At 74.6% G+C, this 20984-nt stretch carries 19 protein-coding genes; 8 read left to right on the forward strand and 11 right to left on the reverse strand.

The window, feature by feature from the left end; genetic code table 11:
- Window positions 1-42: 42 nt before the first annotated feature.
- The 5 genes from ABT354_RS29655 to ABT354_RS29675 all read right to left on the reverse strand — a co-directional run bounded on the left by ABT354_RS29655 (window position 43) and on the right by ABT354_RS29675 (window position 4735).
- Complete coding sequence (locus tag ABT354_RS29655; RefSeq protein ID WP_351499385.1) at window positions 43-1377, reverse strand: cytochrome P450; 1335 nt, start codon at window positions 1375-1377, stop codon at window positions 43-45.
- Window positions 1374-1991: a GTP-binding protein gene (locus ABT354_RS29660; protein ID WP_351499387.1), complete on the reverse strand. Its 618-nt coding sequence runs from the start codon at window positions 1989-1991 to the stop codon at window positions 1374-1376. The genes ABT354_RS29655 and ABT354_RS29660 overlap by 4 nt, the downstream gene beginning before the upstream one ends.
- Window positions 1972-2331: a DUF742 domain-containing protein gene (locus ABT354_RS29665; protein WP_351499389.1), complete on the reverse strand. Its 360-nt coding sequence runs from the start codon at window positions 2329-2331 to the stop codon at window positions 1972-1974. The genes ABT354_RS29660 and ABT354_RS29665 overlap by 20 nt, the downstream gene beginning before the upstream one ends.
- Window positions 2331-2747, reverse strand: coding sequence for a roadblock/LC7 domain-containing protein (locus ABT354_RS29670; RefSeq protein ID WP_351499392.1), 417 nt, complete (start codon window positions 2745-2747; stop codon window positions 2331-2333). Before ABT354_RS29670 ends, ABT354_RS29665 begins: the two co-directional genes overlap by 1 nt.
- 170 nt (window positions 2748-2917) lie before the next feature.
- Entirely contained in the window at window positions 2918-4735 is a 1818-nt protein-coding gene (locus ABT354_RS29675; protein ID WP_351499394.1) for a sensor histidine kinase, read from the reverse strand.
- 476 nt (window positions 4736-5211) lie between these two features.
- On the opposite strand from ABT354_RS29675, the gene ABT354_RS29680 reads away from it, so the two are divergent.
- Entirely contained in the window at window positions 5212-6174 is a 963-nt protein-coding gene (locus tag ABT354_RS29680; protein ID WP_502983524.1) for an acyltransferase, read from the forward strand.
- 74 nt (window positions 6175-6248) lie between these two features.
- Here the strand turns inward: ABT354_RS29680 and ABT354_RS29685 are convergent, their stop codons facing one another.
- Window positions 6249-7115, reverse strand: coding sequence for an EamA family transporter (locus ABT354_RS29685; protein ID WP_351499396.1), 867 nt, complete (start codon window positions 7113-7115; stop codon window positions 6249-6251).
- Window positions 7116-7215: 100 nt separating this feature from the next.
- On the opposite strand from ABT354_RS29685, the gene ABT354_RS29690 reads away from it, so the two are divergent.
- Together ABT354_RS29690 and ABT354_RS29695 are read left to right on the forward strand one after the other, a co-directional pair.
- Window positions 7216-7791 (forward strand): helix-turn-helix domain-containing protein, encoded by a 576-nt coding sequence (locus ABT354_RS29690; RefSeq protein WP_351499398.1) that lies wholly within the window; start codon window positions 7216-7218, stop codon window positions 7789-7791.
- A gap of 135 nt (window positions 7792-7926) precedes the next feature.
- Complete coding sequence (locus ABT354_RS29695; RefSeq protein WP_351499400.1) at window positions 7927-8481, forward strand: YbaK/EbsC family protein; 555 nt, start codon at window positions 7927-7929, stop codon at window positions 8479-8481.
- Between the two features lie 69 nt (window positions 8482-8550).
- Here the strand turns inward: ABT354_RS29695 and ABT354_RS29700 are convergent, their stop codons facing one another.
- Window positions 8551-9051 carry a CoA-binding protein gene (locus ABT354_RS29700; RefSeq protein WP_351499402.1) on the reverse strand — a complete coding sequence of 167 codons (501 nt, stop codon included), beginning with the start codon at window positions 9049-9051 and terminating at the stop codon, window positions 8551-8553.
- Window positions 9052-9145: 94 nt separating this feature from the next.
- Here ABT354_RS29700 and ABT354_RS29705 point away from each other — a divergent pair, with 94 nt between their 5' ends.
- Entirely contained in the window at window positions 9146-9772 is a 627-nt protein-coding gene (locus ABT354_RS29705; protein ID WP_351499404.1) for a YigZ family protein, read from the forward strand.
- A 42-nt stretch (window positions 9773-9814) separates the two neighbouring features.
- Here ABT354_RS29705 and ABT354_RS29710 read toward each other — a convergent pair whose 3' ends face one another.
- Together ABT354_RS29710 and ABT354_RS29715 are read right to left on the reverse strand one after the other, a co-directional pair.
- A complete protein-coding gene (locus tag ABT354_RS29710) occupies window positions 9815-10975 on the reverse strand; it encodes a YncE family protein (protein ID WP_351499406.1) in 1161 nt (386 codons plus the stop codon).
- A complete protein-coding gene (locus ABT354_RS29715; RefSeq protein WP_351499408.1) occupies window positions 10972-11568 on the reverse strand; it encodes an ankyrin repeat domain-containing protein in 597 nt (198 codons plus the stop codon). The genes ABT354_RS29710 and ABT354_RS29715 overlap by 4 nt, the downstream gene beginning before the upstream one ends.
- A 446-nt stretch (window positions 11569-12014) precedes the next feature.
- Between ABT354_RS29715 and ABT354_RS29720 the strand changes: the two genes are divergently transcribed.
- Both ABT354_RS29720 and ABT354_RS29725 read left to right on the forward strand, forming a co-directional pair.
- Window positions 12015-13184 carry an exonuclease SbcCD subunit D gene (locus tag ABT354_RS29720; protein ID WP_351499410.1) on the forward strand — a complete coding sequence of 390 codons (1170 nt, stop codon included), beginning with the start codon at window positions 12015-12017 and terminating at the stop codon, window positions 13182-13184.
- Window positions 13181-17080 (forward strand): AAA family ATPase, encoded by a 3900-nt coding sequence (locus ABT354_RS29725; RefSeq protein ID WP_351499412.1) that lies wholly within the window; start codon window positions 13181-13183, stop codon window positions 17078-17080. Before ABT354_RS29720 ends, ABT354_RS29725 begins: the two co-directional genes overlap by 4 nt.
- A gap of 74 nt (window positions 17081-17154) precedes the next feature.
- Here ABT354_RS29725 and ABT354_RS29730 read toward each other — a convergent pair whose 3' ends face one another.
- Window positions 17155-17601, reverse strand: coding sequence for an Lrp/AsnC family transcriptional regulator (locus tag ABT354_RS29730; RefSeq protein WP_351499415.1), 447 nt, complete (start codon window positions 17599-17601; stop codon window positions 17155-17157).
- A 93-nt stretch (window positions 17602-17694) separates the two neighbouring features.
- On the opposite strand from ABT354_RS29730, the gene ABT354_RS29735 reads away from it, so the two are divergent.
- Window positions 17695-18156, forward strand: a complete 462-nt coding sequence (locus ABT354_RS29735; RefSeq protein WP_351499417.1) for a rhodanese-like domain-containing protein — start codon at window positions 17695-17697, stop codon at window positions 18154-18156.
- Between the two features lie 152 nt (window positions 18157-18308).
- The gene (locus ABT354_RS29740; protein ID WP_351499419.1) at window positions 18309-19160 is read left to right on the forward strand and encodes an SDR family oxidoreductase; all 852 of its coding nucleotides are present in this window, start codon (window positions 18309-18311) and stop codon (window positions 19158-19160) included.
- Window positions 19161-19291: 131 nt separating this feature from the next.
- On the opposite strand, the gene ABT354_RS29745 is transcribed toward ABT354_RS29740, so the two are convergent.
- Complete coding sequence (locus ABT354_RS29745; RefSeq protein WP_351499422.1) at window positions 19292-20968, reverse strand: DUF885 domain-containing protein; 1677 nt, start codon at window positions 20966-20968, stop codon at window positions 19292-19294.
- Window positions 20969-20984: the final 16 nt, after the last annotated feature.

Genomic DNA, 20984 nt, shown 5'->3' on the forward strand with positions numbered 1-20984 from the left:
CCGGTCGGCGGCCGGTCCGGCTTCAGCGGCCGCCGGTCCGGCTCAGTCGGCGACCGGGGTGAAACGGACCGGCAGCGAGGTCAGCCCCCGCATCCAGATCGACGGACGCCAGGTCAGCTCCTCCGGCTCCACCGCCAGCACCACATCCGGCAGCCGCTCCAACAGCGTCTCGATCGCGGTACGGGCCACACAGTCGGCCAGCAGCGGCGCCGGATACGGACAGCGGTGCTCGCCGTTGCCGAACGACAGATGGGCGGAGTTCTCCGCGCCGACATGCCCCTCCGGCCAGATCTGCGGATCGGTGTTGGCGGCGGCGAGCCCCAGCACCAGACAGTCCCCGGCCCGGATCGTCCGCCCGCCCAGCCGGGTGTCACGGACCGCCCACCGCCCGATGAAGTTCTGGGTGGGCGTGTCCAGCCACAGCACCTCGTTGAGCGCCTGCCCCACACTCAGCCGGCCGCCCGAGACATTGAGGGCGAACCGGTCGTCGGTGAGCATCAGCCGCAGCGCGTTGCCGATCCAGTTGCCCGTCGGCTGCTGCGCCGCCGCGATCACCGAGATCAGGTCCTGGACGATCTGGACATCGGTCAGCCCGGCGGAGTGGCCCAGCATCCGGGAGGTGACATCCGGGCCGGGCGCCGCGCGCTTCTCCCGTACCAGCCGCTGGATCCGCTCCTGGACCCTCCCGTACGCGGCGACCGGGTCGTCGCCCTCCCGGGCGTCCAGCGAGATCCGCAGATCGGTCACCAGGTCCTCGGTGTCCTCGCCGCCCGCCGGCATCCCGCACATCCGCACCGCCGCCCGCATCGGCAGCGCGTGCGCGTACGCCGCCATCAGCTCCGCCCGCCCGCTCCCCGCGAAGGCGTCGATCAGCCGCTGGGCGATCTCCCGGCACCACTGGGCCAGTTCGAACTGGTCGACCCCCTCCAGCGCCTGGGTGATCACCCCCGCCCGCCGCTGGTGCTCGGCCCCCTCCGTGAAGAGCACCGACGGCTGATGGCCGACAAAGGGCATCAGCGGCCAGTCCGCCGGGATCGACGGCCACTGGTTCCAGCGCCGGGAGTCCCGGGCGAACAGCTCGTCATGGGTGGTGACATGGCTGACCTCGGCGTACCCCAGCACCAGCCAGGCGGGGACATCGCCGTCCAGCAGCACCGGGGCCACCGGGCCGTGCTCCCGGCGCAGGGTGCGGTACAGCTCGGACGGGGTCTGCTGATACTCCAGACCACCCAGCCGCACCGCCCCCGCGGCCGGGAAGCCTCCACCGGCCGGGTCGGCGCGATGGGCGGGGCATCCCCCTGACAGCGCCGCCGGCGCCGACGGCCCGCCGTCACCGGGCCCCGCGCCCCGGCCCGGAATGAGATCACTATCGGTCATGCGGTCGTCTCCCTGGCTCGGGCCAGTCGCTGTAGGTAATCGACAAGGGTGATCAGCACCTGTTTCCCGGAGGAGCGCACCCGGGCGTCGCAGTCGATCAGCGGGATACGGGGGTCCAGCGACAGCGCCTGGCGGATCTCCTCCAGATCGAAGGCGGCATGGTCGCCGTCGAAACGGTTGACCGCCACCACGAAGGGGGTCCGGTGGTGTTCCAGGCGGTCGATGGCGTACCAGGAGTCGCTCATCCGCCGGGTGTCCACCAGGACGACCGCGCCGAGGGTGCCGGAGAAGAGCCGGTCCCACAGGAACCAGAAGCGCTCCTGCCCCGGGGCGCCGAAAAGATAGAGGACCATCCGCTCGTTGAGGCTGATCCGGCCGAAGTCGAAGGCGACCGTGGTGGTGGTCTTCGTACTGGACGGAACGGGTTCGTCCACACCGACCCCCGCCTGGGTCATCACCTCCTCGGTGTTGAGCGGCCGGATCTCGCTGACGGAACGGACCAGGGTGGTCTTGCCCACCCCGAAACCGCCCACGACGACGATCTTCAGTCCGGTCTCGGCGGAGTGGGCCAGCGGGGTCCGGTGCCGGGGCGGGTCAGAGATTGCGGAGTCCATGGAGCACCTCCTCCAGGAGGGCCGAGTCGGGCAGATCGATGAAGGAGCGCGCCGTACGCGGGTGGCGCGCGGTGATGCGCCCCGTCGACTGGAGGTCGCCGAGCAGGATCCGTACCACCGTGATCGGCAGCCGCAACTCGGCGGAGATCTCCACCACGGCGGTGGGGTGACGGCAGATCTCCAGGATCCGGAGGTGCTCCGACTGCATGCCGGCCGTCGGCTCGCACTCGCTGACCACCAGGGTGACCAGGTCGAATGTCTCGTCGTCGGGACGGCTGCGGCCCTGGGTGACGGTATAGAGCCGGTCCGGGTCCCCCATGTCGACGGGGCGCCGCGCCATCAGCGCCGGGTCTCGGGCGCCGGGGTGCGCGGCTCGGCCCGCAGATGCTCACCGATCTGCTCGACCAGCTCGGTCATCTGATGGCCCACCGCCCCCGGGTCGGCGCCCTCCTCGGCGACGACGGCGAGATGGGCGCCCGCGCCCGCCTCCACGATGAAGAGCAGTCCGCCGTGGAACTCCGTCATGGAGTGCCGTACGCCGCCCTTGCCGTCCCCGAACTCCACCGAGGCGCCCTGGGCGAGGGCCTGGATGCCCGAACAGATCGCGGCCAGCTGGTCGGCCTGGTCGAGCGTCAGATGCGGGGTCCAGCAGAGCTTCAGCCCGTCCCGCGAGAGCACCAGGGCGTGCCGGGTGCCCGGGGTGCGGTCGAGCAGGTTCTCCAGTAGCCAGGTCAGGCTGTTGTCCGTGGTCTGCATGGTGCGTGGGGCGGGTGTCCCTGGCCCGTACCGAACGGGCGGCCCACCGGCCCGTGCCTCCTGTCTTCCGTGCGTCGGTGTGTCCGTGCGTCGATGGATGTGATGGATGTGTACGTGGGTGGATGCGGGTGTCGATGGATGGGTGCGGCGGGTCGCCGCGGACGAGGAGGTCAGCTGTCCCCGGGCGACGGCCGCTCCTTGCGGGCCCGGTGGAAGGCGCCGAACCGCTCCCCGAGGTTCCGGGCGGGCGCGGCGGGCGGCGGGGGCGGGGGCTGCTCCCGGGGGTCGGGGCGGCTCCGGTCGGCCGCGGCCATGGTCCGCCCCGGGGGGCGCACCGGCAGGCCGCCGGGGGTGGCGAGCGGCAGCCCGCCCCGGGCGGGCAGGGTGGGCCGCTCGGACGCGGGCGCCGCGGGGGGCGTGGGGGAGTGCGGGGTGGTGGCCCCGGGTCCCCGGGGCGCTGCGGACACCTGCGGTGCGGCGGTGGCCTGGGGTACGGCGGTGACCTGCGGTACGTCGGACATCAGCGGTACGTCGGACAGTGGCGGTACGCCGGATCCCTGCGGCGCGCCGGAGAACCGGGTGGCGGCTTCGGGGGCCGCCGGGGCCGCCGGGGACACCGGCTGCGGAGTCACCGCCTCCGGCACCGCGCTCCGGGTACGGTGCAGCAGCTCCGGCGGGAAGAGCACCACCACACCGGTGCCGCCCCGGGCCGACGGCCGGAAGCTCACGCCCATGCGGTACTTGGCCGCCAGCAGCCCCACCACGACCAGACCGAGCCGGGTGCTCTGGAGCCGGGCGAGGTCCAGATCACGGCCGGACACCGCGTCCTCGGCCCGCCGCATGGCCGCGTCCGGCATCTTCAGCCCGCTGTCCTCGATGGTGACGACCAGACCGGCCATCCGCTCCTCGACATAGACATGGACCTCGTCGATCGGCGGGGAGAAGTTGGCGGCGTTGTCCATCAGTTCGGCCAGCAGGTGCATCACGCCCTCGGCGGCGTACCCGACCACCGAAGCGGTGCTGGACGAGTGGAGCCTCACCCGCCGGTAGGCCGCGATCCGGCCGACCGCGCCCCGCAGGATCGACTCCATCACGATCGGCTTGTTCCACGACCGGCTCGCCCGGCCGCCCATCAGCAGCGCCAGCCGGTCGGTCAGCAGTCCGAGCTGCGAGGTGCCGTGGTCGAGCCGGAGCAGATCCCCGAACACCTCTTCGCTGTGACGATCCTGCATCTCCCGCAGATCGGCCAGGATGCTCACGGACTTCGCCTGGACCCGGCTCAGTACCTTGATCCCGGCCTCCCGTACGGCGGCTCCGCGCCGCTCGCTGAAGGCCAGTTCACGGACGACGGTCTCCAGGACCGCCCGCAGCCGGGGGTCGTCGGGCCGCTCCAGCTCGGCGAGGGCGGTGTCGGCGGACGCGCCGCCGCGCAGCAGCTCCACGGCGGCGGGCAGCATCACCGCGGTCAGCCGGTCCAGCTCCGCCGCGGCCCGGTCCAGCCGCTCCCCGGCCGCCGCGCGCTCCGCCTCGGCGGTGGCCCGGAGCCGGTCCTCACCTGCGGCGATCTCCTGGGTGAAGAGCTGGAGCAGCCGCCGCAGCGAGGGTTCGGAGGGGGTGAGCGAGCCCTCGGCCCTCCCCCCCTCGCGCAGCCGCTGGGCCACGGCGGGGAGGGTGACATCGGCCAGATGGGCCGCCTCGGCGGCGGTCCGCTCGCCCTGGGAGCGCAGGGTGCGCAGCTCGTCGGTGAGGGCGGCGGAGCGGGAGCGCAGTCTCCGGGCGGTACGGGCGGCGCCGACCAGCGCGCACGCCAGCAGGAGCCAGGCGACCGCGACCGTACCGCCCACCCAGGGGCGTGCGGCATGCGGCGCCAGTGTGCTCACCGCGCCCCCGGCCACCCCCGCGACCAGGAGCGAGACCAGCGGAACGGCCAGGGGCCGGGGCCGTGGCTGACGTATACGGCGCGGTGCGCGTGTGACGGGCACTGACATGGAGCGGTCCCTCGCTGCTGGAGTCCGGGGGAGTGCGGATGGGCCGGCCGGTGGTGGTGGCCGAACGCGGTATCACCCATCGGGAGTTGATGGTGATCATCCGCAGGTATGTGGCGCTCATGCTAGTCACGTGTCATGGGCACAGACCCCGCCGTCGGCGTTGTGGACCACGGAACGGTGGAATCAGACCCGAAGTCATCGTCCGGTGGCGGTGGTCGTGATAGATGCGGAATTCCACAGGATCCTTGGGAATGCGGCCCGGGAGGGGGGTCGGGGTGGCCCCGACCCCGGGCGGAACGGTCCTGCGGGCATCCGGGGTCGCCATCCCTGCGGTGCTTTTCGGTCATCCAGGGGTGCGGTGGCGGATGGGAGGGGTCCGGTCCGTGGGGCTTGCGGCGGGTTCCATGGGGTCTGTGGGGCAAAGATCACAGTCGGGGGTCGGCGATGCCTCCGGGAGGGCCGACTACCGTGACCGGATGCCCAGAAACGGAAACCTGTTCGCCTCGCCCTCCGTGTGGTGCCGAGGGCTGCTCACCCGGGCCGTCCACCAGGGCTGGCGCTGGGTGCGGCGGGCCGGTTCCGTCACGGCGGAGCACCCCGGGAGGCTGCGCTTCCGCCGGCTGGGGCCGGGCACCCGGCTGGCCTTTCCGCAGGGCACCGTCTTCGGCGAAGAGTGGATCGAGCTGGGCGACCACTGCATCATCGGTGAACAGGTCACCCTCACGGCGGGCATGATGCCCGGTCTGGACCTGGGGCCCGACCCCATCCTCACCCTGGGGAACGGGGTGGTGCTCGGGCGGGGCAGCCATGTCGTCGCCGACACCCGGGTGGTCATCGGCGCGGACACCTACTGCGGGCCCTATGTCTACATCACCTCCACCAACCACAGTTACGACGATCCCGACCTGCCCGTCGGCCGCCAGTGGCCGCGCACCGAACCGGTGGAGATAGGACCCGGCTGCTGGCTGGGCACCGGGGCGGTGGTGCTGCCCGGCGCCCGGCTCGGCCGCAATGTGGTGGTCGCGGCGGGAGCGGTGGTCCGGGGCGAGATCCCCGACCACTGTGTGGTGGCGGGCGCGCCCGCGCGGATCGTCCGGCGCTGGGAGCCGGCCACGGGATGGCAGCCACCGCTGCGGACGCCCGCCCCCGTACCCCTGCCGGAGGGCATCACTCCGGGGGAGCTGCTGGCGGTCTCCGAGGCGCTGGCGGTCGCCGACGCTCTGGTGGCGGAGGGGGCCACCGGGGCCGGGGAGACGGCGAGAACCTCCCGGGAGGCCGCCCCGGCTCCGGAGACCGGGACCCTCCGGGAGGTCGCAGGTACGGGAGAGGCTGCGGGTACCGGAGAGGCCGGGGCTCCCCGGGAGGGCGCGGGAGCGCCGGAGGGTGTGGGCGGGCCGGTGGAGCGCACCCCCGGAGCGCCGTCCCCGGGCGGGGTCTGAGCCGGCCGGGACCGGCACGCACCGTGTCGGGCCGGTGCGGCGGCCCGGCCGAAGTGGCGGGGAGTGGGGTGGGGTCAGCCGGAGGCGAGCAGGACCGTGCCCGCCAGCGCCAGCGCCGCCCCGGTGGTCTGCACCGGACGCAGCCGTTCCCTGAGCACCACGAGCGCTGCCGTCACCGTCACCACCGGATAGAGATGGGCGAGGACGGCGGCGACGGTCACCGGACCGCTCTGCGCGGCGACCGTGTAGACACCATTGGCCGCCACATCCGCGATGCCCACGAAGGCGAGCGCCGGCAGTGCCGCGACCAGGACCCGGCGCCCGCCGTGCTCGGGCAGCACCGCCGCCCCGCGCCGCGCCGAGGCCCAGAGCGCGCCACCGCCGACCACCACATTGGTGATCCGCTGGACGAGGAGGGCGAGAAAGAGGCCCGGCACACTGCTGGACGCCTCGGCGATCAGCACCATCACCGCGCCGAACCCCACCGCCGCGACCAGGGTGTACCCGACCGCCCGCCGCCGCACCGGCGCCCCGCGCAGCTCGGGCCCGCCCGCCAGCACGATCCCGGCGACGGCGACGGCGGTCCCGGCCAGCTGGAGCGCCCCGGGCCGCTCGCCGAGGGCGAGGCCGACGCCGATCGGCACCGCGACCCCGAGCGAGGCCAGCGGGGAGACCACCCCCATCGGCCCCAGGGCGAGCGCCTTGTAGAAGCAGAGCAGGGCCACCGGCCCGACGACACCCGCCGCCACGGCGTACCAGAGCTGGGGTCCGGTCTCCCGCCAGGCCCCGCAGGCCAGCACCACCGCACCCAGGACGACGGTCGCGATCGTCTGCGAGACCACCACCACGGTGAGGGCCGGCGCGCGGCGGGTCAGCAGTCCGCCGCCGAAGTCGGCGAGCCCCCAGAGCAGGGCCGCGGCGAGGGCGAACAGGGCGGCCATCAGGACCTCGCAGTACCGTCTCGAAGTACAGTGCAGTGAACGTTTCCCCGGACTGTAGTTCAAAATAATAGACTCTGTCATTCACTCCACTGGACGGAATGTGTCGGACCTCGACCAGCTCACCCAGGCACTCGCCCGCAATCTCCGGCACTGGCGCGGCGAACGGGGGCTCACCCTCGACGCCCTCGCCGCCCGCGCGGGCGTCAGCCGGGGCATGATCATCCAGATCGAGCAGGCCCGTACCAACCCCAGCGTCGGTACCACGGTGAAGCTCGCCGACGCCCTCGGGGTCTCCCTCACCACGCTGCTGGACCACGAGGAGGGACCGGCGGTCAGGATCGTCCCGCCCGACACGGCGGTGCGGATGTGGACCACCTCCACCGGCAGCCACAGCCGGCTCCTGATCGGCGCGGAGCGGCCGGGCCCGCTGGAGCTGTGGGAGTGGCGGCTGATGCCGGGGGACCACAGCGAGTCCGACGCCCACCCGGACGGCACCGTCGAGCTGATCCATGTCACCGAGGGCGAACTGACCCTGGTCGTGGACGGGGAGAGCTATCCCGTACCCGCCGGGTCCTCGGCCGCGTTCGACGCCGACCGGCCCCATGGGTACCGCAACGGGGGCGCGTCGGCCGTGGCCATGACGATGACGGTCTCGGTCCCGCCCGCCAAGCGCTGAGCGGGCCGTGCCGGGACGGACGGCGCCATGCCGGGGCGGGCGGCCGGACCCCGGCCCCGGGGTCCCCGCCGGACGGGGGAGCCGTCCCCCGAACGGTCATGTGCCGGGCGGGGCGCCGCTGTTACTGTGACCGCCATGCGCGCTCCCATCGGTGACTTCGATCACGCCCGGCCCGCCCTCGACAGCCTCGATCTGCTGACCGGCCCGGTCGCCGACGCCGTACGGGGCGGCGCCGGTGACGTCCCGCCCGACCAGCTGATCTTTGTGGACACCGACCCCGAGATCGCGGACACCGCCGCCTTCGTGGAGCACTACGGGCCCGATCTGCTCGAACCCTCGGCCAACTGTGTGGTCGTCGCCGCCAAGCGCGGCGGTGAGACCTCGTACGCCGCCTGTGTGGTCCCCTCCCGGGCCAGGCTCGATGTCAACGGGGTGGTCCGCAAGCACCTCGGCGCCCGCAAGGCGTCCTTCGCGCCGATGGACACCGCGACCGGCGAGACCGGCATGGAGTACGGCGGCATCACCCCCGTCGGTCTGCCCGCCGCGTGGCCGCTGCTCATCGACGCCTCCGTGGCCGAGCTGCCCTGGGTGCTGGTCGGCAGCGGACGCCGCCGGGGCAAGCTGATCCTGCCCGGCAAGGCGCTCGCCGCGCTGCCGGGCGCGGTGGTCCTGGCGGGTCTTGGCGTCTGACCCCGCCCCGCCCCCGGAGCGCGGTCCCCGCCGTCGGCTGCGGTCCGGCTGTCGGCCTCGGGCCGGCCGTCAGCTCCGGCCCAGCCGCCCGATCTCGATGGCCGGGCAGCGGTCCATGACCATGTCGAGCCCGGCGGCGCGGGTCCGGGTGTACGCCGCCCCGTCCACCACCCCGAGCTGGAACCACACCGCCTTCGCGCCGATGGCCACCGCCTCGTCGGCGACCGCCCCGGCCAGGTCGGAGTTGACGAAGACATCGACCACATCGACCGGGAAGGGGATCTCCGCCAGCGAGGCGTACCCCCGCTCCCCGTGGACCGTCTGCGCCTTCGGGTGCACCGGCACCACCCGCTTGCCGAACCGCTGGAGCACCTGGGCCACTCCGTACGCCGCCCGTGACGGGTTCTCCGAGAGCCCCACCACCGCCCAGGTGTCCCCGGTGGCGGTCAGGATCCGCTCCACCACCGCGTCGACCGTCTCGGCCTCTGTGCCCGTGCCCGTGTCGGTGTCCGGCCCGCGCTCCGCGCCGCCCTGCCCCTGAACCGTCTCATCCGCCGCATCCGCGTTCATGGCACGGACAACGGGCGGGGTGTGCGGAGCATTCCCGGCGGGGACGCCCCGGGCACGGCGCGGCGAGCACCCGGGAGCGGCATAGGGTGGACCGATGCAGGAGCAGTACCGGACCGTCGCCCGTGCGGGCGTCTACGAGACAGAGATCAACAGGTCGCGCTTCCTCTGCGCGCTGGCACCCGCCGCGACGGAGGAGGAGGCCCAGGCGTTTGTCGCGCGTATCCGCAAGGAGCACCCGACCGCGACCCACAACTGCTTCGCGTATGTCATCGGAGCCGACGCCTCCGTACAGAAGGCGAGCGACGACGGCGAGCCCGGCGGCACCGCGGGGGTGCCGATGCTCCAGATGCTGCTGCGGCGCGAGATGCGCTACACGGTGGCCGTGGTCACCCGCTACTACGGCGGGGTGAAGCTCGGCGCGGGCGGGCTGATCAGGGCGTACGGGGGAGTCGTCGGCGAGGCGCTGGACACGCTGGGGACCCTGACCCGTAAGCGGTTCCGCCTCGCGACCGTCACCGTCGACCTCCAGCGGGCCGGAAAGCTGGAGAACGAGCTGAGGGCGGCGGGACGCACGGTACGGGAGGTGCGGTACGGCGAACGGGTCGCGATCGACATCGGCCTGCCGGACAGCGAGGTCGAGGCGTTCCGGGTCTGGCTGGCGAACGCGACGGCGGGCGCGGCGGAGTTCGAGCCGGGCGGCGAGGCATACGGGGACGCCTGAGCCCGTCCCCGTACCCCTCGACCTTCCCCGTACACCACCCGGCTAGCGGAGTACCGCGATCCCCAGCGGACGGGAGCCGCCGGGCAGCCGGCGGGTCGTCTCCCGTTCGAGGTCGACCACGGTGATCCCGTCCCAGTACCCGTCGCGGGTGAAGCCGCCGGTCACATAGGCGGTCCGCCCGTCCGCCGACACCGCCACATCCTCGTGCGGACCGTCGAGCGGGATCACCCGTTCCGTGCCGTCCCCGGACCGGACCGTCAGTGAGGCCTCCCGGTCCTCGGAGCCGATCGGTCCGGTCCCCACGGCGAGCAGGGTGCCGTCCCGGGTGAGGGCCGCGCCGTGCTGATGGGTGTCGGCCGTCATCCGCTCCACGGTGACCCGGCCGGTGCGCGGGTCGAGCACCGCCAGCCGCTCGCCCTCGAACGGCAGCAGCAGCCGGCCGTCCTCGCGCACCACGGCGTAGTGCGGCTTGAGCCAGGAGCCCAGACCGCCCTCGGTGCCGTACGGGGCGACCTCATGGCGGCGGGCGCGCAGGTCATCGGCCCGGACGGCGGTCACATCGAAGGAGTCGTGGTTCGTCGCGTACACCTCACGGCCGTCCCGGGAGACATCCACATCGAAGGGACGGCGGCCGACGGGGACGGTCGCGGTGACCTTCCGGGTCGCGGTGTCCACGACCTCCAGCACCCCCGGGCCGTCCGGGACGTTCACCCCGACATAGAGCCGCCGCCCGTCGGGGGAGAGCGCGATCCCCATGCCGCCGCCCCGGTACTCCCCGGTGGTGACGGGTCCGGAGTCGGTTCGGTACGCGATCCTCCCCAGGGCGGTACGGGTACGGGTGTCCACGACCGCGACGCCCTCGGCGGTGGCGACCCAGGCGCGGCCGTCCGCGCCGACGACGAGACCGTAGGGGGCGGTGCCCACCCGGACGGAGGCGAACGGTCCGCGCTCCGGGTGGAGGAAGGTGACCGTGTCCCCGCCGAAGTCGGCGACGAGCAGGGTGCCCGGCGGGGTGGCGCGGCCGGGGGCGTCGTCCTGGGGCACCGGTGCGGTGGTCCGCTGCGGGGTGCTCCCTTCCCCGGCAGCGGCACGGGGGGCCGTACCGGCGGCGGGCCGGTCGGGCGCCGGGTCCGCGGCGCACCCGGCGAGCAGCGCGGCCACCACGGGCGCCAGGACCAGGGCGGTGAGCGGGCGGCGGTTCACCGGGCCGCCCGCAGCAGCGTCGCGATCTCCTCGTACCCCCGGCGCTCGGCGTGGAGCAGGGCGGTGACCCCGTCGGCGTCCGCGAGATCCGGGCGCGCCCCCGCCGCCAGCAGCACCTCCACGGTCTCCCGGTGGGCCGGGCCGCCGTCGCCGAGGATCACTGCCTCCAGCAGGGCGGTCCACCCCAGATCGTTGACATGGTCCACATCGATGGCGGTCTCCGCCAGCACGGCGCGGACATAGGCGACATGCCCGCGCTCGCTCGCCGGGATGACCGAGACCCCGCCGAAACGATTGCGCAGCCGTACGTCCGGGCCGCCGCGGAGCAGGACCCGCATCATCGCGACACTGCCGGTCACCCCGGTGACCAGCCAGGGGCTGTCGTGCCTGCGGTCCTGTGCGTCGGGGTCGGCGCCCGCGTCGATCAGCGTCCGGGCGACCGGCACATGGTCGCCGAGCGAGGCCAGCAGCAGCGGGGTGCGCAGCTCCTCGTCGCGCGACTCGATGTCGGCACCCGCGGCGAGGGCCGCGCGTACCCCGGGGTCGTCACCGCGCCCGGCGGCCTCCAGCAGCAGATGGTGGACGGTGGTCACGGGCGGCTCCCAACGACGGCGGAGAAGGTCCCCTCCATCCTCCGGCAACGACCGGAAGCTCTCCCTCCCCCTTCCGGGGGGCGGGCCGGGCCGGTCGGCCGACCCCCGTGTCGACCGATCGGCCGATGCGCACGCCGTCGGGGCGTTCGGCGGACTCCTTCCGGCGGCGGCCCGGAGACCGGGGAGTGCCGGGAGCACCGGGGAGCGCGGCCGTGGTGGTCATCGATTTCGAGGTCCGTGCGGGACCGGGGCGCCGACAGCGCTAGGGTCGTTCCTTCGGGTCGGACCGGGCCGGACCGGATCAGCGGGCGCGGTCCGGTGACACGGGTCGTGAGGCGGAGGAGGACAACCATGCGGAACGGGCACTCCTCCTCGTACCACCGGATCGACCCCCACCAGGGCCACCGAGGTCGGAGAGTGACGGACATGCGCGTCGGGGCGGTGCGGTGAGGCTTCTGCACACATCGGACTGGCATCTGGGACGGTCACTGCACCGGGTCAGCATGCTGGCGGCCCAGTCCGCGTTCCTCGACCATCTGATCGACACCGTGCGGACCCACGCGGTGGACGCGGTGCTCGTCGCGGGCGATGTCTACGACCGGGCCGTACCGCCGCTCTCCGCCGTCGAGCTGTTCGACCGGGCGCTGCACCGGCTCGCCGAAGCCGGCGTCCCCACCGTGATGATCTCCGGGAACCATGACTCCGCCCGCCGCCTCGGTGTCGGCGCCGGGCTGATCGACCGCGCCGGGATCCATCTGCGGACCGACCCGGCGGGCTGCGCCACCCCCGTCCTGCTCACCGACGCCCAGGGCGAGGTGGCCCTGTACGGGCTGCCCTATCTGGAGCCCGCGCTGGTCAAGGACGAGTTCGCCACCGAGAAGGCACACCATGAGGCCGTGCTCGGCGCGGCCATGGACCGGGTCCGGGCCGATCTCGCGACCCGCCCCGCGACCACCCGTTCCGTGGTGCTCGCCCATGCCTTTGTCGCCGGGGGCGAGCCGAGCGACAGCGAGCGGGACATCACCGTCGGCGGGGTGAGCGCGGTGCCCGCCGGGATCTTCCACGGGGTCGACTACGTGGCCCTCGGCCATCTCCACGGCTGCCAGACGATCACCGAACGGGTCCGCTACTCGGGTTCGCCGCTCGCGTACTCCTTCTCCGAGGCGAACCACCGCAAGACCCTGTGGCTGATCGACCTCGGCCCGGGGGGCGGGATCGCCGCCGAGCGGATCGACTGCCCCGTGCCCCGGCCGCTCGCCCGGATCCGGGGCACCCTGGACGGGCTGCTCGCGGACCCCGCGCTCGCCCGCCACCGGGACTCCTTCGTGGAGGCGACCCTCACCGACCCGGTCCGCCCGGACGAGCCGATGGCCCGGCTCACCGAGCGCTTCCCGTACACCCTCAGCCTGGTCCTCGAACCCGAGCGCCCCGAGGGCGACCCGGACCGCTCCTACGCCCAGCGCCTCCGGGGCCGGGGCGACCAGCAGATCGCCGAGGACTTCGTCGCCCATGTGCGCGGCGGCAGCGGCCCCGACGCACGGGAACGCACGGTGCTGCGGGAGGCGTTCGACGGGGTGCGGGTGGACGGGGCGGTACGGGAAGGGGACGGACGATGAGGTTGCACCGGCTCTCGGTCACGGCGTTCGGGCCCTTCGGCACCACCCAGGAGATCGACTTCGACGGGCTCTCCGGCGCCGGGATCTTTCTGCTGCACGGTCCCACCGGCGCGGGCAAGACCTCCGTGCTCGACGCGGTCTGCTTCGCGCTCTACGGGGCGGTCCCCGGCGCCCGGCAGGGCCCCGGCACCTCGCTGCGCAGCGACCACGCCGCCGTCGGCACCCCCACCGAGGTGCTCCTCGAACTGACCGTGGCCGGGCGGCGGCTGGAGATCCGCCGCAGGCCCGCCCAGCCCCGGCCCAAGAGCCGGGGCACCGGCACGACCACCGAGCGGGCCCAGACCTGGCTGCGCGAGTACGACCCCGAGCGGGCGGCCTGGCAGCCGCTCAGCCGCTCCCACCAGGAGATCGGGGAGGAGATCACCCAGCTGGTGGGGATGAGCCGGGACCAGTTCTGCCAGGTGGTCCTGTTGCCGCAGGGCGACTTCGCGCGCTTTCTGCGCTCCGACGCCGAGGCCCGCGCCAAGCTCCTCGGACGGCTCTTCGACACCAGGCGGTTCGCCGCCGTGGAGGAGCACCTCGCCGAGCGGCGCCGCGCCGCTGAGGGGCGGGTACGGGCCGGGGACGAGCGGCTCCTCGCGGTCGCGCACCGCATGGAGCAGGCGGCGGGACCCGCCGCCGCCGAGTGGCCGCCGCCCCGGCGGCAGCCCGGGGACCCGGGGCTGGCCGGCGCCGTCCTGGAGTGGGCCGCCGTCGCCCGCGCGGGCGCGGTGGAACGCCATGACATCGCCGGACTCGCCCGCTCGGCGGCCCAGGAGCGCCAGGCGGAAGCCCGGCGCGCGCTCGACGCCGCCGAGGAGGAGGAGCGGCTCCAGCGGCGCCACGCCGATGCCCGTCGGCGCCGGGACGCCCTGGAGGAGCGCCGCCCCGCGTACGAGGAGCTGTGCGCCCGGCTGGACGCCGCCCAGCGGGCCGTACGGGTCGCCCCGGCGCTGCGGCTGCGGGACGACGCGGCCCGGGAACAGGCCGCCGCGACCGCCGCCCAGGACCGGGCCAGGAGTCTGCTCCCCGCTGAGCTGCGGGAGGCGGGCGCGGAGCAGCTGACCGCGCTGGAGCACGGACTCCGCCAGGACCTCGGCGGGCTGGACGCGGCGCTGCGGGCGGAGCGCCGCCGGGCGGAGATCGTCCGGGAGCGCGCCGGACTCGACCGGCAGGCCCGCGCCGACGACGAGCTGCTGGCGGAGGCGGAGGGCTGGCTGGCGGGGTGGGAGCCGCTCCACCAGGAGCACCGGGCGAGGATCGCCGCCGCGCAGGACGCCGCCACCCGCGCCGAACATCTGGCGGGCCGGATCGAGCCCGCGCGCAGAAGGCTGCGGGCGGCCGGGGAGCGTGACCGGCTCACGGCCTTGAACGCGGTGGCCGAGGAGACCCTGCGGACCGCCCGCGACCGGGCGGGCCTGGCCCGCGAGACCTGGCTCGACCTCAAGGAACGCCGGCTCCTCGGGATCGCGGCGGAGCTGGCGGCCGGGCTGACCCCCGGCGGCCCGTGCGCCGTCTGCGGCTCCACCGACCACCCGGACCCGGCCCGCCCGGTCGACGGCTCGGCGACGGCGGCGGCCGAGGACACCGCCCTGGACGACTTCACCCGCGCGGACACGGCCCGCGCCACCGCCGAACGGGAACTCGCCGTCCTCGCCGAGTCCCTGACCACCGCCCGCACCGAGGCCCGCGCCACCGCCCTGCCGGGCGGTACGGGGGGCACCCCGGGCCCGGGCCCTGCCCCGGCCTCCGTCGGCCGCCTCACCGGCCCGTCCGGCGATCCCGCGATGGATCCGTCCCCGCCGTCCGGCACCCCCCGTACCGGAGGCACGACCGTGTCCTCCCCGTCCCCGGGCGGCTCCGGCGGGCGCTCGGCCGCAGGCGATGCCACCCATGGCGCGGGCCCCGCCACAGCCCCCCTCGGCCACCCCACCGGCTGGTCCGGCGATCCCGCCGCACCGTCCGGGACCCCCGGCACCGGGGGCGCGGAGGCGTCGTCCCCGTCTTCGGGCGGTTCCAGCGGGCGCTCGGCGGCAGGCGACGATGCGAGTGGTGCGGGGCTCGCCTCCACCTCCGGCGAGCGGGTGGCCGGGTCCGGTTTTCCGTCCGCGCCGGATGGTCCTGGTGTGGGCCCAGCCGCTGCCTCGGTCGGTCACCCCACTGGCCCGTCCGGCGGCACCGGGGGCACGGCCCTGTCCTCCCTGTCCTCCCCGCCGTCGGGCGGCTCCGGCGCGGAGTACTCGGCCGTGGGCGACGTCGCCGGTGAGCGGGTGGCCGGGGGGTCCGGGGCGGGGCGCGGCTCCGGTCTGTCCGGGGGCGCGGGTGGGGCGGGTGCCCCGGAGGCGAGGGTGCCGGCGCCGGCCGATGGGCCTGGCACGGAGGGGACCGGTGCCGGGGGTACGGGCGGCGGTGGCCGGGGTTCCCGGGGCGCGGGGGTGTCCCCGGCGACGAGTGGTCCCGGCAACGGAAGCGGTGGGACCGAGGGTCCGGCCGGGGGCGCACAGGGGTCCACGGGTGCGGCAGGGGTCCCCCGGGCACGGGTGGCCGAGGAGGCCGACCCCACCGTGGCCGAGCTGGCGGCGCTGGTCGCCCGGCTGGAGGAGGAGCACGGGCGGGCGCACCGGCTCGCCTCCGGTGCGTACGGCGCGCGGGAGGCCCTGGACCGGGCCGAGCGCGAGTACCGGCGGCGGCTGGCGGAGCGGCAGGAGGTGGAACGGCGCTCGGCGGCCCGTACCTCCCGACGGGAGGCGCTCGACGAGGAGTACGCCGCGCTCCTCGCCGACCTCGCCCACCTCGACACCGGGAGCGCGGAGGACACCGAAGGCGCGGAAGGGGGCGGTGTCGCGGCGCGGGCCGCCCTGCTGGAACGCCGGGTCGGGCTGCTCGCCGGGGCCGGTACGGCCGTGCGCGCGGCGGAGGAGGCGGCGCGCCGGCTCAAGGAGGCCGACGACCGTCTCGCGGACGCGGCCTTCGAGGCCGGTTTCACCACCCCCGCCGGGGCCGCCGCCGCGCTGCTGCCCGAGGACCGGCGCCATGGCCTCCAGGCCCGTACCGACGCCTGGCGTACCGAGGAGGCCGCCGTCGCGGACCGGCTCGCCGAGCCGGAGACCCGGGCCGCCGCAGCCCGGCCGCCCGCCGACCCGGCCGCCGCCCGCGCCGCCCACGACACCGCCGAACGCGCCCTGAGGGAGGCCGTCTCCGCCGGGGACGCCGCCCGTGAGCGCCGTGCGGAGCTGGTACGTCTCTCCGCCGAGGCCGCCGACGGGGTACGCGGACTCGGCCCGCTGCGCGAGGAGTACGACCGGGTGGCCCGGCTCGCCGGACTCACCGCGGGGACCTCCGCCGACAACGAGCGCCGGATGCGCCTGGAGTCGTATGTCCTCGCCGCCCGGCTGGAACAGGTCGCCGCCGCCGCCTCCGCACGGCTGGGCCGGATGTCCTCGGGCCGGTACACCCTGGTCCACTCCGACGCCCGCGCCGGCGGCAAGCGCTCCGGTCTCGGGCTCCATGTGGTGGACGCCTGGACCGGCGCCGAGCGGGACACCGCCACCCTCTCCGGCGGGGAGACCTTCTTCGCCTCGCTGGCGCTGGCGCTCGGTCTCGCCGATGTGGTCACCGAGGAGGCCGGGGGCGTACGCCTCGACACCCTCTTCATCGACGAGGGCTTCGGCAGCCTGGACGAACAGACCCTGGACGAGGTCCTCGACGTCCTCGACACCCTGCGGGAACGCGACCGCTGTGTCGGCATCGTCAGCCATGTCGCCGATCTCCGCCGCCGGGTCCCCACCCGGCTGGAGGTGGTCAAGGAACGGCACGGCTCCGCCGTCCGGCTGCACACCGCCCCGCTGGGCGGCTGACCGGAACGCCCCGGCCGGGCCGGTCGCCCGGCCGGGGCCCGGCCGGTGGTCAGCCGCCCGGCGTCCGGTGTCCGTCAGCGGCCCAGCGCCCGGCGCGGCAGCGGCGAGGAGTACACGATGCTGGTGGTGACCGGGCCGAGCCCGCTGATCCGGCCGGTCACCTCCTCCAGATGCCGCATGGACCGCGCCGCCACCTTGAGGACAAAACAGTCGTCGCCGGTCACATGGTGTGCCTCCAGGATCTCCGGGGTGGTCTCCAGCAGATCGTGGAACGGCTTGTAGTTCCCGTGCGGATACCGCAGCCGGACAAAGGCGAGGATCGGCAGCCCCAGCCGCTCCCGGTCGACCACCGCCGTATAGCCGGTGATCACCCCCGCCTCCTCAAGCCGCCGTACCCGCTCCGTCACCGCGCTCGCCGACATCGAGACCGACCGGGCGAGTTCGGCGAAACCGGCCCGTCCGTTGGCCTGGAGCGCCTCCAGGATCCGCCAGTCCGTGGCGTCCGGTGCATACGTGGTCATGGGGACAGACAACCGGGGATTCCCCGGCCGATCAAGAGTTTCCCCGGGGATCCCCCCTGGGGAACGGCCACGGATGATCATAGATTTTCGGCCATGACACGTTCTCTGATGGTCCCGCCCGCAGACCCCGCCTCCGCCGCCGCCCACTTCCGGGCGAAGCTCGCCTTCCATACCGATGTCTCCGATGTCGCCGCCGATCTGACGGCGGGCGGCGACCCGGGATTCGTGCTGGTCGACTCCCGTTCCACGGCCGCCTGGGACCAGGGGCACATCCCCGGCGCGGTCCATCTGCCCACCGCGCTGATCCCCGAGCAGGCCGCCGCGCTGCTGGACCCGGCCGTTCCGGTGATCACCTACTGCTGGGGCCCCGGCTGCGACGGCGCCACCCGTGCCGCCCTCGCCCTCGCCGAACGCGGCTACCGGGTCAAGGAGATGCTGGGTGGATTCGAGTACTGGGTACGGGAGGGCTTCGCGTACGAGACCTGGGAGGGCGACGGCCGGCGCGCGGCCGATCCGCTCACCGCGCCCCTCACCACCGCCGACTGCGGCTGCTGACCGGCGGGCCCGCACCCGGCGCGGTACGACGGCGGGGGCGCGGCAGGGGAGGGGCAGGGGAGGGGCGCCGGTGCGGCGGGGCGAGGAGGCGGGCGTACGGCGGGGCGAAAACGCGGTGACAGCGGGCCGCCGGATCACCATCATGATCTTCCATGCCTCGACTTCCTCACCCCGACCCGGCGGCCCTGCGCCGCGACCCGCTGCCCCTGAAGGGCCGTACCGCCCTGGTCACCGGCGCCAGCCGACGCGGTGGCATCGGCTATGCGGTGGCCCGCCGGCTCGCCGCCCTGGGTGCGAGCCTCTATCTGCACCACCATGTCCCCCATGACGACTCCCAGCCCTGGGGCGCCGACCCGGAGGGGCCCGAGGCGGTCGCCGCCGGGGTACGGGACGCCCGCGCGGACCCGTCGGCCCAGGTGTTCCACGGCCCGGGGGACCTCTCCGACGCCGCCGCCCCCGCCGAGCTGATCGCCACCGCGACCCGCGCCCTCGGCGGACGGCTGGACATCCTGGTGGCCAACCACGCCCTCAGCGGCTCCGACGGTGAGCTGCTGGAGATCGACGCGGCCATGCTCGACGCCCACTGGGCCGTCGACACCCGGTCGGTGGTGCTGCTGGTCCAGGCCTTCGCCCGGCAGCGCGCCGCACTGCCCGCCCGGACCCCCGGCGGCCGGGTCGTCATGATGACCTCCGGCCAGGACCTCTCCGGCGGTATGCCCGGCGAACTCGCCTACGCGCTGGCCAAGGGGGCCCTGGCCTCGGTCACCCGCTCGCTCTCCGCCGCCCTGGCGGAGCTGGCCGTCACCGTCAACACGGTCAACCCCGGGCCGGTGGACACCGACTATCTGGAGGGCGACGCCTATCGGTCGATCGCCGGGATGTTCCCCGCCGGGCGCTGGGGGATGCCCGACGACCCGGCGCGGCTGATCGCCTGGCTGGTCACGGACGAGGCGGAGTGGATCACCGGCCAGGTCATCGACTCCGAGGGCGGTTTCCGCCGCTGATCCACCGGGAAGGGCCGTCGGCCCACCGGGAGTCACCGAAGGAGGGGGCGGTCCTGCGGGCCGCCCCCTCCCGGCCGCGCGGCCCCTTGTCACCGCGGCCCCTTGTCACCGAGGGGCCGCGCCGCCGTCCGTCACAGCCGGGACAACTCGTCCACCAGGTCGTCCAGACCCAGCGACCCCTGGGACAGGGCCGCCATGTGCCAGGACTTCGCGTCAAAGGCGTCCCCGTGCGCCCGCCGGGCATTCTCCCGGCCCAGCAGCCACGCCCGCTCGCCGAGCTTGTAGCCGATCGCCTGGGCGGGCATCGACAGATAGCGGGTCAGCTCGCTCGCCACGTACTCCGCCGGATGACCGCTGTGCGCGCGGAAGAACTCCTCGGCCAGCTCCGGTGTCCACCGCGCCCCCGGGTGGACGGGGGAGTCCGCCGGGATCTCCAGTCCCAGATGCATCCCGATGTCCACGATCACCCGGCAGGCACGCATCATCTGGGCGTCCAGGTACCCCAGCCGGCGCTCCGGGTCGGGGAGGAAGCCCAGCTCGTCCATGAGCCGTTCGGCATAGAGGGCCCACCCCTCCACATTGGCGCTGACACTGCCCAGCGTGGCCTGGTAGCGGGAGAGCCGGTCGGCGACATGGGCCCACTGCGCCAGCTGGAGATGGTGCCCCGGTACGCCCTCGTGGTACCAGGTCGACACCAGGTCGTAGACGGGGAAACGGGTCGCCCCCATGGTCGGCAGCCAGGTCATGCCCGGACGGGAGAAGTCCTCCGAGGGGGCGGTGTAGTACGGCGCCGCCGCCGAACCGGGCGGGGCGATCCGGGACTCCACCCGCCGTACCCGGTCCGCGAGTTCGAAGTGGGTGCCGTCCAGGGCCTCGATGGCCTCGTCCATCAGCGCCTGGAGCCAGCTCCGGACCTCGTCCACCCCCTCGATGTGGTGACCGTGCTCGGCCAGATGGGCCAGGGCCTCCCAGGGGCCCGCCCCCGGCAGGATCCGCTCCGCCTCGGTCCGCATCTCGGCGAGCAGCCGGTGGTACTCGGCCCAGCCGTACGCGTAGGCCTCGTCCAGATCGAGGTCGGCGCCGTTGAAGTAGCGGGCCCAGCGGGCGTACCGCTCCCGGCCGACGGTGTCGGGGGCGTCCGCGACGGCGGGCGCGTACACCTCGCGCAGCCAGTCGCGCAGGGCGGTCAGCCCCTCGGTGGCGGCGTGGGCCGCCCGGTCGAGAGAGGCGCGGAGGCCGTCGGGGCCACCGGCGGTGAACTCCGCGAACCAGCCGCCGTCGATCCACTCGGTGAGCTGTCCGATATGAATCCGGGTGGCCCGGGGACCCCCCGGGAGCCCGCGTTCCAGGCCGAGTTCCAGCGAGGCGCGATAGCCCTCCAGCGACCCGGGGACCGCGTGCAGCCGCCGGGCCACCACCGCCCAGTCCTCGTCGGTCGCGGTGGGCATCATGGTGAACGACTGGCGTACCGCGTGCACCGGGGAGCTGATGTTGCTCACCGCGCGCAGCTCCTCCCCGGCGTCATGGACGGCCAGCTCCGCGGTGAGCCGCTCCCGGAGGAGCCGGCCGCAGCGTCGCTCGGCGTCGCTCTCCGCCCCGGGCCGCTTCTCGGCGTCGTCCAGCCGTGCCAGGGTCTCCCGGGCCAGCCCGGCACGGGCCGCCGCGCCGGCCGGGGAGTAGTCCGGCAGCCGGGAGTGGCTCTCCCGGTCACCCAGATAGGAACCGATGGTCGGGTCGAGGCGGACGAGGGCGTCGACATGGGCGTCGGCCACCTCACGGGGCAGCGGGCCAAGGGGAGTTACTGACATGCCCACATCCTCATTC

The sequence above is a fragment of the Streptomyces sp. NPDC000594 genome (assembly GCF_040299965.1).
Lineage (GTDB): Bacteria > Actinomycetota > Actinomycetes > Streptomycetales > Streptomycetaceae > Streptomyces.

Bases quoted from the DNA above. Each gene is read 5' to 3' on its own strand.
- ABT354_RS29675 (WP_351499394.1), bottom strand. From the start codon at position 4,735: ATGTCAGTGCCCGTCACACGCGCACCGCGCCGTATACGTCAGCCACGG.
- ABT354_RS29680 (WP_502983524.1), top strand. From the start codon at position 5,212: ATGCCCAGAAACGGAAACCTGTTCGCCTCGCCCTCCGTGTGGTGCCGA.
- ABT354_RS29745 (WP_351499422.1), bottom strand. From the start codon at position 20,968: ATGTCAGTAACTCCCCTTGGCCCGCTGCCCCGTGAGGTGGCCGACGCC.
- ABT354_RS29735 (WP_351499417.1), top strand. From the start codon at position 17,695: ATGACACGTTCTCTGATGGTCCCGCCCGCAGACCCCGCCTCCGCCGCC.
- ABT354_RS29665 (WP_351499389.1), bottom strand. From the start codon at position 2,331: ATGGCGCGGCGCCCCGTCGACATGGGGGACCCGGACCGGCTCTATACC.
- ABT354_RS29660 (WP_351499387.1), bottom strand. From the start codon at position 1,991: ATGGACTCCGCAATCTCTGACCCGCCCCGGCACCGGACCCCGCTGGCC.
- ABT354_RS29730 (WP_351499415.1), bottom strand. From the start codon at position 17,601: ATGACCACGTATGCACCGGACGCCACGGACTGGCGGATCCTGGAGGCG.
- ABT354_RS29695 (WP_351499400.1), top strand. From the start codon at position 7,927: ATGCGCGCTCCCATCGGTGACTTCGATCACGCCCGGCCCGCCCTCGAC.
- ABT354_RS29740 (WP_351499419.1), top strand. From the start codon at position 18,309: ATGCCTCGACTTCCTCACCCCGACCCGGCGGCCCTGCGCCGCGACCCG.
- ABT354_RS29685 (WP_351499396.1), bottom strand. From the start codon at position 7,115: ATGGCCGCCCTGTTCGCCCTCGCCGCGGCCCTGCTCTGGGGGCTCGCC.
- ABT354_RS29670 (WP_351499392.1), bottom strand. From the start codon at position 2,747: ATGCAGACCACGGACAACAGCCTGACCTGGCTACTGGAGAACCTGCTC.
- ABT354_RS29655 (WP_351499385.1), bottom strand. From the start codon at position 1,377: ATGACCGATAGTGATCTCATTCCGGGCCGGGGCGCGGGGCCCGGTGAC.
- ABT354_RS29700 (WP_351499402.1), bottom strand. From the start codon at position 9,051: ATGAACGCGGATGCGGCGGATGAGACGGTTCAGGGGCAGGGCGGCGCG.
- ABT354_RS29725 (WP_351499412.1), top strand. From the start codon at position 13,181: ATGAGGTTGCACCGGCTCTCGGTCACGGCGTTCGGGCCCTTCGGCACC.
- ABT354_RS29705 (WP_351499404.1), top strand. From the start codon at position 9,146: ATGCAGGAGCAGTACCGGACCGTCGCCCGTGCGGGCGTCTACGAGACA.